Origin of the sequence: Geomonas oryzisoli (assembly GCF_018986915.1) — a bacterium.
Taxonomy (GTDB): Bacteria; Desulfobacterota; Desulfuromonadia; order Geobacterales; family Geobacteraceae; genus Geomonas; species Geomonas oryzisoli.
On the sequence record NZ_CP076723.1, the window covers coordinates 3,998,843 to 4,012,828 of the forward strand.

Consider the following 13,986-nt stretch of genomic DNA (forward strand, 5'->3'; position numbering starts at 1 on the left):
GAGCGTGCCGCCCGGTGCCCCTCCCGCTTTCAGCTGCCGCCGCGGGACAGAGAAGGAAGTGCGGGATCATTGAAAAAAACATGACTTTAATAAGAAATCATGATAATAAACAAATGTTTTCCTGCCAGCGAAACCGGTTCGTCAGCTAGCGGCAATCGCACCTGGGCAGGCACCTCTGCAATTCTTGCAATGACCAGCCGCAAGGGGGATCTTCGTCGTGCTCATGACTCTTTCGCCTTCACTCAGGTTCTATCTCTCCGTTACACTCCTTAACTTCGCGGTCGTCCTCTCGTCTCAGCCTGCCGTAGCTGCACAGCCCACCGATTCCAGCCAAGTCACCTGCCGTTTCCCGGTGCCGCTCGATCGCGCCGACAGCCGTACTGCAGTTGCCCCCCGCGCCGTGCCGGGACCGCGTTCGGTTCCTGCACCGGCGACGCAGGGAAAAAAATATGCTCCCGGCCGCTTCATCGTCAAATTCGCCGATACCCTCCAGGAACCGGCAGACGTCATCCACGGGTTGGGTCTTACCTTCGCGTCACAGACCGCCGGGCAGGGCGCCGGGCTGGACGAGCTGCACAAAAAACACAAGATCAAGGGCGTGAAGCCCCTGTTTCGTCAGTTCTTCGACGGGGACAGCGCTTCTTCCACCAAGAAGGGGCTCCTTGCCAAGAGGAAGCGCAACTTCGCCGACCGTGTCGCACTGATCAAGACGAAGTACCAGCGGCGAGCACAACGCGCCTCCAAAGGGAGCAAGGTCCCCGATCTCACCAGCGTGTACATATTCGAGACTGCGGATGATGCAAACGTGGAGGCCGTTGCCCGGGAGTACGCGGCCAACCCGAACGTGGTCTACGCGGTGCCTGCCTACCAGTACCAAACCGAGTCCGTCCCCAACGACCCCTTCTACTCTTCCTGGGGGTCCTGGGGGTACAACTACGACGACCTGTGGGGGCTCAAGAAGATCGGTGTCTCGGCCGCCTGGGACGTCACCAAGGGGGACGGGGTCATAGTCGGCGTGGTCGACACCGGCCTTGACTACAACCACGTCGACATCGCCGCCAACGTCTGGTCCAATCCGGCCGAAAAGGCAGGCGCTCCCGGCGCCGACGACGATGGCAACGGCTTCGTGGATGACGACAAAGGGTGGGATTTTGCGTACGGCAGCAACGATCCCATCGACCACTTCGGCCATGGCACCCATGTCGCCGGGACCATCGCCGCCATCGGCGACAACGGCATCGGTGTGCCGGGCATTGCCTACCAATCCCGCATCATGCCGGTCAAAGGACTCGACGACAACGGAAGCGGATACAACGACCGGTTGGCCAACGCAATCATCTATGCGGCCCAAAACGGTGCCGACGTCATCAACAACAGCTGGGGGTGCTGGCCCTGCGGTGTCGACCCCGTGGTGGAAGACGCGGTCCGGACGGCTCACGCGCTGGGAAGCGTAGTCGTAGTCGCCGCCGGCAACAGCAGTGGAGATGCCTACTACGGATCGCCCGCGAGCATCCAAGACGTGGTGACGGTCGGCTCCACCGGCGTCCAGGACGCCCTCTCCTACTTTTCCAACTACGGGTACATCATGGACCTGGTGGCTCCCGGCGGCGGCGCCAGCGACGGTTCTGATACGTACAACATCCTCTCCTTGCGGGCTGCCGGCACGGAGGAAGGTTCCTCCTACCTGGTCGGGACCGATTACATCCGCCTGGCCGGCACCTCCATGGCAGCCCCCCACGTCTCAGGGGTGGCGGCGCTTATCCTGGCAGCCAATCCCGATCTGACCCGCGAGCAGGTGATCTCCATCCTGAGGCATTCCGCGGACGACCAGGTGGGGCCGGCCGATTCCGACAAACCGGGCTTCGATCCCTTCTACGCGTGGGGGAGACTCAACGCGGCACGGGCGCTCTCGATGGCCTTTGCTCCTCCTGCCGATCCGCCCATCATGAAGGTCCCGGTCACCAGCTTCGACTTCTCCTTGCCGCACTCGCAGTGCGGGGAAACACGCGCACTGACATTCGACATTTTCAATATCGGCGGCGGGCACCTCGACTGGTCCGCCGAGGCTCCCTCCTGGCTCACCGTCACCTCTTCCAGCACCACCACGCCGGCCACGGCCTCCCTTGCCTGCACCAGCGCCGAAAACAGGCAGGGGGTGGTGCGACTGGTGACCTCGGATCCTTCCCAGGGGCAGGATGTCGCTGTCGCGGCCAGCGTGGTCCCCGATGCACGCATAGACAACTGCAACGTCGCGTTGTCCGAGGCGATGGGTAACCAGGGGTGGCAACCGCCCTGGAACGTGAACGCGCCCGGAATTCCCGACGGCCAGGGGGGCGCGTTCTATGTTTTCGAGGACGTCCTGTACAACCCGAACCTGTCCATGCAGCACATCGACAGCCATGGCAAGCCCCTCTGGCGGGCCGGTGGCGTCCCCCTCACCACCACCCCGGTCGGCAGCGCGGCCATCAAGCCTGCCCTGGCCAGCGACGGCGCCGGCGGCTTCTTCGTGGCCTACGCCGACGGGCTCAACGCAACCTTCAACGCCAATTTCAACATCAAGCTGCAGCACGTCGACGGCGCCGGCACCCTGCTCTGGGGTACCGCAGGCATTGGGATCACCCAGATTGCAGGCAGCCAGGGAGGCAACGGACAGACCGAGCCGAGGATTGCCGCGGACGGCTCCGGTGGCGTCGTCGTCGCCTGGCTGGACAGCGCGACCGGGCGGGTGAAGCTGCAAAGGATCGACGCCACGGGAGCGGCCTTATGGCCCCCGGATGGGGTAACCGCGACCGTGACGGCGACGGGACAAAACGAGATGATGATGGCCGGCGACGGACAGGGTGGTGCGTTCGTTACCTGGACCGACCGGCGCAGACCCTACTGGGACATCTATGCCCAGCACATAGACGGCAGCGGCAACAGGGTGTGGTCCGCGGATGGCCTGATGATCAACACCCCATTGGCGCTGACCGGCGGGTTCGGCTCCAACGTGGTCTCCGACGGTGCGGGAGGGGCGATCATAGCCTGGCGCGACTTCAGGAACTTCGTTTATCACGCAGGCGCCAACTACATGACCTTGAGCGACATCTTCGCCGTCCGTATCAATGGAGCCGGACAGCACCTCTGGGACCCGGCAGGTGTTCCGGTGGTGACCGGACTGGTTGCCGGGACCAGCGCCTACCAGCCGGGATGGAACCCGGCACAGGTCACCATGACTGAGGACGGGGCGGGCGGCGCGATCTTCACCTGGCACGACGCCAGGAGCACCGATTACTATGGCGGGTGGGACATCTACGCTCAGCGCCTCGACGCCCAGGGTAGTGCCGTCTGGCAGGCCAACGGCGTCCCTGTTTCCACCGGACGGTTTTCCCAGATATCACCTGCCGTCGCGGCGGACGGTGACGGTGGAGCGTTCTTCGCCTGGATGGACGGCGGTTCCGGAGATTGGGACATCTATACGCAGCATGTGAACCGGGCGGGAACGCCGCAGTGGGGCAACCAGGGCGTGTGGATCCAAAGCTGGCAGGGGAGCCAGCTCTTCCCCTATCTGGTCCCCCTGGCTGGCAGCAGGGTTGCGGTCACTTGGGACGACGAGCGCAACTACGACCCCATAGCCGGCTACATGACTGGCACCGGCCGCGAGTTTTTCGGCAAGGTGATCCAGTCGTGCAACGATCGTGATGGTAACGGCTATTACGACGAAGGCGGGCTCTGCGGACCAACGGCCCCGCAAATCCGCATCGCGGTGACCTTCACCGGTCTGGGCAAAGGTACGATCGAGAGTGCGCCTGCCGGCTTGATTTGCGACGATGCCGGCTGTGCAGGAGATTTCACGACGGCAAGCACGATCACCCTCACCGCGCTTGCCAACTCCAGTTCCTATTTCACCGGCTGGGGAGGTGCGTGTTCCGGCACCGGCAACTGCACCGTCACCGTGTCCGATGGCGTGCAGATAACCGCGAACTTCACCAGGAAACCGCTGGCGATCAACTACGCAAAGCTCGGGACAGGTGCAGGGGACGTCAGTATGGAGCCGGGTGAAACCTGCTCCGGGAATTGCAGTCAATACTTTGAGCCGGGTACGGCGGTCGTGCTCAGGGCGACTCCCGCCTTGACGGCTAGATTTGAGGGCTGGGGTGGTGCTTGCAGCGGCACCGGAGCTTGCAGCGTTACCGTTGACAGCGACAAAGCCGTCACAGCCTCCTTCACCGACCTGCCGACCGTCTTTGCCGGCGGCAGGTCCTTCTCCGTAGCCCAAATTGGCGGCAAGATCCTGGCGTGGGGAGATGACGCATACGGGCAGTTGGGAGACGGCGGAACGGCGGCACAGTCAGTACCTGTGCTGGCTTTCGAGCCTGCGGAATACACCAGCATCGCAGCCGGGATCGAGTCCGACAGCGTCATCGCTCTTAAAAGCGACGGCACGGTGTGGGGCTGGGGACGCAACGACAGCGGCCAGTTGGGCGACGGCACCTACGTCAATCGCAGCACACCGGTCCAGACCCGGCTTCTTTCCGGTGTCACCGCCATCGCCGCAGGCGGGACCCACTCCTATGCCATCAAGGGCGATGGCACCCTGTGGGGCTGGGGGGGAGGAGGCGTCGGCGATGGCACCCAGTACCTCCGCAACTCCCCAGTGCAGCTCCCCAGTATTTCCGGGGCTGCGGCAGTTGCCGCCGGCGCATTTCACGGTTTAGCCGTCGACTCGCAGGGCGCGGTCTGGACCTGGGGCTACAACTGGTACGGACAGTTGGGCGACGGTACTACGACTGACAAAATGGCGCCCATCCGTCTTTCCGGGATCAGCGGGGTAAAGGCTGTCTCTGCGGGTTTCTACCACACGTTGGCGCTCAAACCAGACGGAACCGTCTGGGCCTGGGGGTACAACAGTTACGGTGAACTGGGAGACGGCACCAGCACCAACCGGTTTACCCCGGTGCAGGTAGATGGCCTGGCCGACGTAGTGGCCATTTCGGCCGGAACGTTCCACAGCGCCGCTCTTACTGCGGACGGAAGCGTCTATGTATGGGGCGACATCTACGGCTGGCAACTAGGAGGCGGCACGCCGGTACGGCAGCCCACGAAAGTTTCAGGATTATCGGGAGTGATTAAGATCACCTCGGGAAGTTCCCACATCCTGGCCCAAAAGAGCGACGGCACCCTGTGGGCCCTGGGGGCGAACGTCCTGGGCCAACTGGGCGACGGAACCACGACCAGCCGTAAGACAGCTGCTCCGGTGCTGTTCGACCGCCAGTCCCCCACCACCACGGCGACTCCGGCGGGAGGCAACTATACCGCCCCGCAAACGGTAACCTTGACTGCGAACGAGCCCGCCACCATCTACTACACCCTGGATGGCTCCGAGCCGACTACCGCGTCGGCCGTCTACAGCAGTCCACTGACCATTTCCGCCACTACGAGCCTCAGGTACTTCGCCAGGGATCGTGCCGGCAATACCGAGAGCGTCAAGTCCCAGTCCTACACGCTGACGGTGCCCCCGCCGCCGGGTGCCGACTTCATCGCTTCCGTCACCGCTGGAGATGCTCCCCTTAGCGTCAGCTTCACCGACCTGTCCAACGGAGCGCCGGCATCCTGGTTGTGGAACTTCGGTGACGCCTCGACCAGCACGCTGCAAAACCCGCAGCACACCTACTACAGCGGCGGCAGTTATACCGTTTCCCTCACCGTGACCAATTGGGGCGGCAGCGGCACCATGACCAGGACGGGCTACATCAACGTCACGCCCTTTTCACTGCAGCACGCCTATGACACTGTAGCGGACGGAGGGGACATAAAGGTGCGGGTGGATGATCTGTTCGAAAACCCGGTACTGGACCGGGAGGTCCAGGTCAAGATCAGCGGCGGTTTTGACAACCCTCTGCAGCAAGTCGTAGGAAAGACGGTTATCCATGGAACGATGAGGGTGAAAAAGGGGAAGGTTTCCCTTGGAGGGGTGACTTTCAAGTAGGAACGTCCCGGTGCAGATACATCAACAGTGGTGGCCCTATTACTGTGGCCAGGACAGAAGATTGAGTTCGAGGTGCAGTTGGTAGGGCTTCAGCGAGTAGGAGCGGTAGCTTATGCTGCCGTCATGGTTGAGCAGCACGGCGAGACGCTCGCGCATGACGGGGCTGGTCACCATCTCCAGGGCCTGGGTTTCGTCGACCCAGGCGGCCTCCTCGCTGTCGTCGGTGGGGTTCAGCTCTCCTGAGAGGTAGCGCCCCAGAAAGGCGAAGATGAGGGCGGAGCCTGGGGACACCATGGACCAGACCGCAGCCAGCGGGCCTACCTCCACCTCGACACCGGCCTCTTCGGCGACCTCGCGGCGCACCGCAGCAAGAAGGTCCTCGCTTTCCTCGACCCGCCCCTGCGGGATCTCCCAGCCACGCTTGCGGTGCCGGATCATCAGCACCTGGTTCTTGTCGTTGCGCACCAGGCATCCCACCACCACCGTATGTCTCGGTTCGGCTTGTTCCGTCATCTCGGTTCCCCTTCCTGAAAATCTGCCATCGCGGCGCTATCCACTATGCCATTGGTGGGCCGTCACTGGCAACAATCCAAACCTTTCGCCACGGAGAACATCTGAGGAAAGGGAAAGGGCCAACGGTTTTCCGGTTTTTTAAATACGACAACGGCAGTGCTGTGCATCTCTTCTTCCCCAACCCCGAAGATGCCAACACTGCCGTTGCCGTATCGTTCTTGCTACTTTGCCTTGAACCTTAGATCTCGGTGTTCACCTCGGCGAGCGATTCCTCGAGGATGGCCATGCCGCGGTCGAGCTGCTCGTCGGTGATGACCAGCGGCATCAGCAGACGGACCACGTTGCCCAGTGCACCGCAGGAGAGGATGATGAGCCCCTTGTCGTAGCAGAGCTTCACCAGCTTCTTGGCGAGGTCGCCGGCGGGCGCCTTGGTGTTGCGGTCGCGGACGAGCTCGAGGGCGAGCATGGGGCCCTTGCCGCGCACTTCGCCGATGATCTCGTACTTCTGCTGCATCTCGTCGAAACGCTGCTGCAGCTTCTCGCCGAGCTTCACGGACTGGTCCAGCAGACCGTCATTGAGGAAGATGTCGAGAACCGCGAGGGCCGCGGCGCAGGAGAGCGGGTTGCCGCCGTAGGTGCCGCCCAAGCCGCCCGGGTGCGGCTGGCTCATGATCTCGGCGCGACCAGTGATCGCGGAGAGCGGCATGCCGCCGGCAAGGCTCTTGGCGGTGGTGATAAGGTCCGGCTCGATGCCCCAGTGGTCGATGGCGAACAGCTTGCCGGTGCGCCCCATGCCGCTCTGGATCTCGTCGATGATGAGGAGGATGCCGTGCTTCTTGCAAATCCCCTGCACGATCTCGAAGTACTCCTTCGGCGGGGTGACGAAGCCGCCCTCACCCTGGATCGGCTCGATGATGATGGCCGCGGTCTGCTCGGCCGCAACGTACCCGGTGAAGAACTCGTCGAGCTTGTGGGCGCAGGCACAGCCGCAGCTCGGGTAGCTCCCGCCGTAAGGGCAGCGGTAGCAGTATGCGGACGGAATGCGGTAGCTCTCCGGAGCGAAGGGGCCGAAGCCGTACTTGTAGGGCTTCACCTTGGAGGTCAGGGTCATGGTCATCAGGGTGCGGCCGTGGAAGCCGTTCTCAAGCGAGATGACGCCCGGGCGCTTGGTGACGTAGCGGGCGATCTTGATGGCGTTCTCGACCGCCTCGGCGCCGGAGTTGGCCAGCATGGTCTGCTTCGGGGAATTGCCCGGTGCCAGTTCGTTCAGGCGCTGCGCCAGTTCGATGTACCCCTGGTAGGGAGCGACGTGGAAGCAGGTGTGGATGAACTTCTCGGCCTGCTCCTGGATGGCCTTGACGACCTTCGGGTGGCTGTGCCCCACGTTGTTCACGCCGATGCCGCCGGCGAAATCGATCAGGTCACGTCCGTCGACGTCGGTCATGATGGCCCCCTGGGCCTTGGCGATGAAGGCGGGGCTCAAAAGTGCTACCCCTCCGGGGACGTGTTTGTTGCGCAGTTCCATCAGTTGCTCGTTACCAGCGGTCATGGGTGAAGCTCCTTTGCCTAGTAGTTGGTGACTACCGGGTCCGTGTGAGGATCCCGGTAAAGGTGTCGGATCAAGAGAACGGACTTCATTCAGTCCGCCCGGTCATCCCCTACTACAAAGACCGTACCAAGGTGTCATAGAGTAGCCTGTATCGGCCAACATGGCCGTTGACGTAAAGGTAAGTTTGCCATAGCTCCTCTTTGGAGACAGAGGCGAAAGGCCCGTTACAGTAGCGCGTTATATGTATACTGGCAGGGATGCAGGCTACGCACTATAAGTAAGGCCAAAAATGTCATACACGAAAAGGAGGGACTTTCACTACTGAGGGTGATAAGAACGGCTATGACTGTTTCGGGGTTGTTCTATTATTTACACTTGAATATTTGATTCATTTCTGCATAATGCGCCCCAAAGGGGTTATGGTATACGCCGACACCGGGCAGCCCCCAGGACCTCCGCCCCCTACGCAAACGGGTACGCAGAAGGAGATCGACTGCCGTGAACACCTCACTGAACCCAGCGGAATTCATAGGATTTCCCAGCAGCGGCGAGCTGCGCTCGGACGCCTTCTACCAGGCCATGGTGAACGCGGTCGATGTCGGCATCCTGGCCGTTAACACCTCGGGCATGGTGATCCTGGCCAACCGGGCTGTCCGGGAAAGCTTCGGCGCCTTCCAGGGGGTGCACCTGAACGACGTACTCCCCGACCTGTGGCCCAAGGTGGCGCAGAGGCTTCTGGGGCACGCGCGCAACACCGAGATCTCCGTGCGCGGCATCGAGTCCAACTTCCTGGTGCGGGTGAGCCCTATGCTGCTGGACCAGGAGCAGGTAGGTGCGGTCTGCGTCTTCGTCGAGAGCACCGAGCTCGAAGAGATGGCCAAGCAGATGGAGTTTTACCAGGGACTTACCCGCGAACTGGACACCATCATCGATTCATCCTCGGACGGCCTGTGGATCTGCGACGCCGACGCCAATGTGGTGCGCATAAACCCCGCCTCGGAGCGGATCAACAACGTCCAGGCTAAGGACGTGGTCGGCCGCAACATGCGTGACCTCATCAACGCCCGCGTCTTCGACCGCTCCGCCACCCTCGAGGTGCTGAGGACACACGGGCGGGTGAACCTCTTGCAACAGCGCGAGGGACGCAAGCTGATCACCACGGCGGCCCCGGTCTTCGACTCTGCCGGCCGCATCACCCGGGTCGTGGTAAGCGAGCGGGATATCACCGAAATCGACAACCTGCAGCGCGAACTGGAGGACCAGGAGGCGATCCGGGACCAGTACCGCAACCAAATGCTGGAAATGCAGCAGGAACAGCAGCTGGAGAACCAGCAGATCATCGCCCGCAGCCCCGCCATGCTCAAGGCGTTGCGCCAGGCGCTCAAGGTCGCCAAGGTGGAGTCGACCGTGCTGATCCTGGGCCCTTCCGGCGTGGGCAAGGGGCTCTTCGCCGACCTGATCCACAAGAACTCGGAGCGCGCCAACAAGCCGCTCATCAAGATTAACTGCGGCGCCATCCCCGAATCCCTCATAGAATCCGAACTTTTCGGCTACGACAAGGGCGCCTTCACCGGCGCTCAGACCGGCGGCAAGCCTGGCTACTTCGAGCTCGCCGACGGCGGCATCCTGTTCCTCGACGAGATCGCCGAGCTGCCGCTCCCCTCCCAGGTGAAGCTTCTGCGCTTCATGGAGGACGGCACCATCATGCGCCTGGGGAGCACCCGCCCCCGCGAGGTGAAAGTGCGCATCCTCGCCGCAACCCACCGTAACCTCGAGCAAATGGTCGAGGAAGGAAAGTTCCGCCTCGACCTGTACTACCGCCTCAAGGTCATACCGATCCACGTCCCTTCCCTCAAGGAGCGCAAGGAATGCCTGCTCCCCCTCATCCTGCACTACATCGAGTGGTACGCAAAGAAGCACAAGACCAGTAAACGCCTCTCCCGCGCGGCCTGCGACACCCTCCTGGGCTATCCCTTCCCCGGCAACGTGCGGGAACTGATGAACCTGTGCGAGCGGCTGGTGGTCATGACCGAGTCCGAGGTGATCAGCCTGCAGGACCTCCCGGCCGACGTGGCCAAGGGCGACACCAGCGAGGCGACCGCCCCGGCGCAGTGGCCGGAGAGCATGACCCTGCCGCAAGTCATTGAAAGTACGGAGCGTGCGCTGCTGGCCCACGCCATCAAATCCCATGGCTGCCAGGCCGACCTGGCCGAGGCGCTCGGCGTGAGCCAGCCGACCATTGCGCGCAAATTAAAACGCTACGGGCTCGCCTGCTGATGGCGCGACCCTGTATACGACCGTTATTCACATGTGAATAATTTTGCCGCCGACCAGGGGTGCCCCAGCGGGGCCGCACCCCGCTCCTCCGTCCCCTGCATCGACCCGTTCATCGTTCATTGTCAGTAAGCATGCGGAGTTTCACCAAACCCCGTTCTGCAAAATCCTCCTTTGCCGCCACAGAGGGCCATTTGGCATGCTTTCTGCTGTATACGGGCTGCCAGCGCCGCGAGGTGCGGGCACCGGGTTCCCTCGGCCGACGGTAGCCGACGTCGTCCACCGCACCGGCCGCGAACCCTGAATGGAATGCGATGCAGGTTGTTTCAAAAACTTTTTTTGGCACATCAAACAACAGGAGGTAGCACAATGAAGTTTGGATTCGTCAGGGTACTGCTGCTCATCGCAGCCCTCTTCGTGGCCATCCCGGTCCACGCGGAGCAGAGGAACTTCTTCAAGATCGGTGTCATCACCGAGCTCTCCGGGGACCTGGTCACCGGCGGCAACATCACCAAGCGCGGCTACGACCTCTGGGCGCAGGAAGTAAACGCCAAGGGTGGCATCGAGATCCAGGGCAAGAAGTACCCGGTCAAGCTGGTGTACGCCGACGCCCAGTCCAACCCGGCTGCCGGCGCTGCAGCGGCCGAGAGGCTGATCACCCAGGAGAAAGTCGACTTCATCCTCGGACCCTACTCCTCCGGCGTAACCCTCGCCGTGGCCCCGGTCGTCGACAAGTACAAGATCCCGATGATCACCGGCTCCGCAGAGAGCCCGCTCATCTGGAAGAACAAGTTCAAGTACACCTTCGGCACCATCCCGCCGATCAACTTCACCGGCGCTACCTCCATCAAGACCCTGACCGAGATGAAGCCGGCTCCGAAGACCATCGCCATCATCGGCTCCAACGACGCATTCTCCAAGGCGACCGCAGAGGCTTACAAGACTGCCGCCGAGAAGGCCAAGCTGAAGATCGTGAAGTTCAGCATCGTCCCCTCCGGTCAGGACATGACCCCGCTCCTCTCCGCAGTACGTAGCATGAAGCCCGACGTCATCGCCTTCGGCGGCCACGACGAAGAGCACGTGAAGTTCGTGAAAGCCCTCAAACAGATCGGCTACACCCCGAAAGCCCTCCTCATGCACTGTGGCATCACCGACAAGGCGTTCATCGACGCGGTCGGCAAAGACGGCGAGCAGATCTTCGGCACCACCTGCTGGACCGGCACCGCCAAGACCAAGAGCAAGGTGCTCTGGCCGAACGCTGCAGCTTACGCCGCCGCTTCCCAGAAAGCATTCAACAACCCGGGCGACTACACCCAGGGTGGCTGCTCCGCCGCCGGCATCGCCTTCCAGACCGCTCTGCAGAAAATCGGCGCGAAGCCGGGCATGGACGAGGCTACTCGCACCAAGCTGATCACCGCTCTCGAGCAGATCGACGTGCAGACCTTCTACGGCCGCGTGAAATTCGCCACCTCCGGCGAGTTCTACCACGCCAACGTCGGCCTCGACCCGCTCACCGTCCAGATCCAGGGCGGCCATGTCAAGACCGTCGGGCCGAAGGCTTCCGTCGAAGCTCCGGCCATCTACCCGATGAAAGAGTGGAAGTCCCGTTAATAGCTGCATGAAGTATCCCCTGCCGGCAGCAACCGCCGCCGGCAGGGGTTCTCTCCCGTAAAGGGCGAACCACCACGGCCAGAGCGGCCCGGGCGGGTAACCGCCGCCGGTCCAGACGGACCACAAACAACGTAGCTGCCATATTCGCTGGAAACGCAACGCTGGAGGACTTGCTTTATGATGGAACTGCTGCCACAAGCTTTGACCGACGGGATACTGCTGGGGGGGATCTACATCACCATCGCCATCGCATTCTCGCTCACTTACGGGGTCATGCACGTCATCGACTTCGCCGTCGGGGAATGGATCATGTTCGGGGCCTTCACCGGCTACTACCTGAACAAATGGACCGGGCTCGATCCCTTCCTTTTTCTGCCGGTCATTTTCGTCCTCTACTTCGGGGTCGGCTACGTGATCCAGCCGGTGATCCACCGGGTGCTTTCCGGGACCAAGGGTAACCCCTTCCTGATGGGCCTCGTCTTCACCTTCGGTCTGGCCATCATGTTCCGCGGGCTCGCCCTCACCGTTTTCGGCTTCTACTCGAACTCGATCCCGTCCGCCTTCTCGGAAGGATCGTTCGACCTGGAGCCGCTGGGACTGGCCGTGACCATCCCGACCGTGCGCCTGGTGGGTCTCGCCTACGCTCTTGCGATCACCCTGATCCTGCACTACCTCTTAAAAAAGACCAATTTCGGCCTTGGCGTCCGTGCGCTGGCACAGCACAAGGATGCCGCGGGTCTCATGGGAGTGAACAGCAAGCGCACCGGTTCCTACGTGTACGGCATCTATGTCGGCATCTCGGCCATGACCGGCGTGCTTTTGGGCTGTATCCTCTCCATCGGCGCCCAGATGGGCAACGAGTACACCATCTTCGCCTTCTTCGTGGTGGTGCTCGCCGGCATGGGCTACCTGGCCGGCGTGCCCTGGGCGGCGCTCCTTCTGGGCCTGGTGCAGTCGATCTTCATGATCTACTTCAACCCGAGCCACACCCTGCTCGCCGTCTTCGCCATCCTCTACATCATCCTGCTGATTTCCCCGCGCGGGCTGTTCGGCAAGGGGGTCTGACATGAAAAATCGTGGCGCAACCATACTGGCCATCATCGGTGCCGCCCTTTTGATCCTGCCTCTCGTGGTGCACGACACCTTCGTACTGCGTGTCCTCACCGAGGGAGTGATGTGGATCGGGCTCGCCATCGCCTTCGACGTCATCGCCGGCTACACCGGCTACCTGAACTTCGGCCACGGTGCCTTCTTCGGCATCGGCGCCTACACCATCGGCATCCTGATGATGCAGGCTAACCTCCCCTTCTGGGCGGCCCTGCCGGCCGGCGGCGTCGCTGCCGCCATCGTGGCGCTCATCGCGGGCATCCCGACCTTGAGACTGAAAGGGGCCTACTTCGCCATCGCCACCTGGGCGCTCTCCCGTGCGATCCAGCAGCTCGCCCTGAACGTCGAGTTCACCGGCGGCCCGGACGGCATGCGTCTCGAGGCGTTCCTGAACCCGCAGTTCTTCTACTACCTGATGCTGATCACCGTGGGCGCCACCTTCGCCATCCTCTGGTATCTGCTGGAGCGCGCGCCCTTCGGCCTCAAGCTCAAGGCGATCCGCGAGGACGAGGAAGGTGCCAAGGCGCTGGGGCTCAACCCGACCAAGCTGAAGATGCAGTCCTTCATCCTCTCGGCGCTCCCCACCGGCATCCTCGGCGGCATCTATGCCTACTGGATCACCTTCATCGACCCTTCCTCTACGCTGGGTGACATGGTCAGCGACCAGGCGGTGGTCATGGTGGTCTTCGGCGGCATGGGGACCCTGTTCGGACCGGCTCTCGGAGCCATCCTGATCTTCGCCTTCAAGACGATCTTCTGGGCCTACCTGTCCGACTTCCAGCTCCTCTATCTCATCATCCTGGGCGCGCTGATCGCCATCAGCGTCATCTTCATACCCAACGGCCTCTGGGGCACCATGGTCAAGCGCAAGGCGGGTGCCACCAGGCCCGAGCAAAACGCAGAACCGGCATCGGAAACCGCGGTTCTTTCCGCCGTGGCAGCACCGGAAGAGGGGAACTAACTC

Annotated in this window: 7 protein-coding genes; 5 read left to right on the forward strand and 2 right to left on the reverse strand. The window is 62.4% G+C overall.

The features are described from left to right. Window positions 1-223 precede the first annotated feature (223 nt). Window positions 224-5,968, forward strand: coding sequence for a S8 family serine peptidase (locus KP004_RS17415; protein WP_275423165.1), 5,745 nt, complete (start codon window positions 224-226; stop codon window positions 5,966-5,968). A gap of 39 nt (window positions 5,969-6,007) precedes the next feature. Here the strand turns inward: KP004_RS17415 and KP004_RS17420 are convergent, their stop codons facing one another. Further along, entirely contained in the window at window positions 6,008-6,481 is a 474-nt protein-coding gene (locus KP004_RS17420) for an NUDIX hydrolase (protein ID WP_216799686.1), read from the reverse strand. Between the two features lie 238 nt (window positions 6,482-6,719). Continuing rightward, complete coding sequence (gabT, locus tag KP004_RS17425; RefSeq protein ID WP_216799687.1) at window positions 6,720-8,030, reverse strand: 4-aminobutyrate--2-oxoglutarate transaminase; 1,311 nt, start codon at window positions 8,028-8,030, stop codon at window positions 6,720-6,722. A gap of 498 nt (window positions 8,031-8,528) precedes the next feature. Here gabT and KP004_RS17430 point away from each other — a divergent pair, with 498 nt between their 5' ends. The 4 genes from KP004_RS17430 (at window position 8,529) to KP004_RS17445 (ending at window position 13,983) form a co-directional block, all read left to right on the forward strand. Continuing rightward, window positions 8,529-10,307: a sigma 54-interacting transcriptional regulator gene (locus KP004_RS17430; RefSeq protein WP_216799688.1), complete on the forward strand. Its 1,779-nt coding sequence runs from the start codon at window positions 8,529-8,531 to the stop codon at window positions 10,305-10,307. Window positions 10,308-10,673: 366 nt separating this feature from the next. Further along, entirely contained in the window at window positions 10,674-11,915 is a 1,242-nt protein-coding gene (locus tag KP004_RS17435) for an amino acid ABC transporter substrate-binding protein (protein ID WP_216799689.1), read from the forward strand. Window positions 11,916-12,092: 177 nt separating this feature from the next. Beyond that, window positions 12,093-12,980 carry a branched-chain amino acid ABC transporter permease gene (locus KP004_RS17440; RefSeq protein ID WP_239026849.1) on the forward strand — a complete coding sequence of 296 codons (888 nt, stop codon included), beginning with the start codon at window positions 12,093-12,095 and terminating at the stop codon, window positions 12,978-12,980. 1 nt (window position 12,981) lies between these two features. Further along, on the forward strand, window positions 12,982-13,983 hold the full coding sequence (locus KP004_RS17445) for a branched-chain amino acid ABC transporter permease (protein ID WP_216799690.1): 1,002 nt from the start codon (window positions 12,982-12,984) through the stop codon (window positions 13,981-13,983). The last annotated feature ends 3 nt before the right edge of the window (window positions 13,984-13,986 follow it).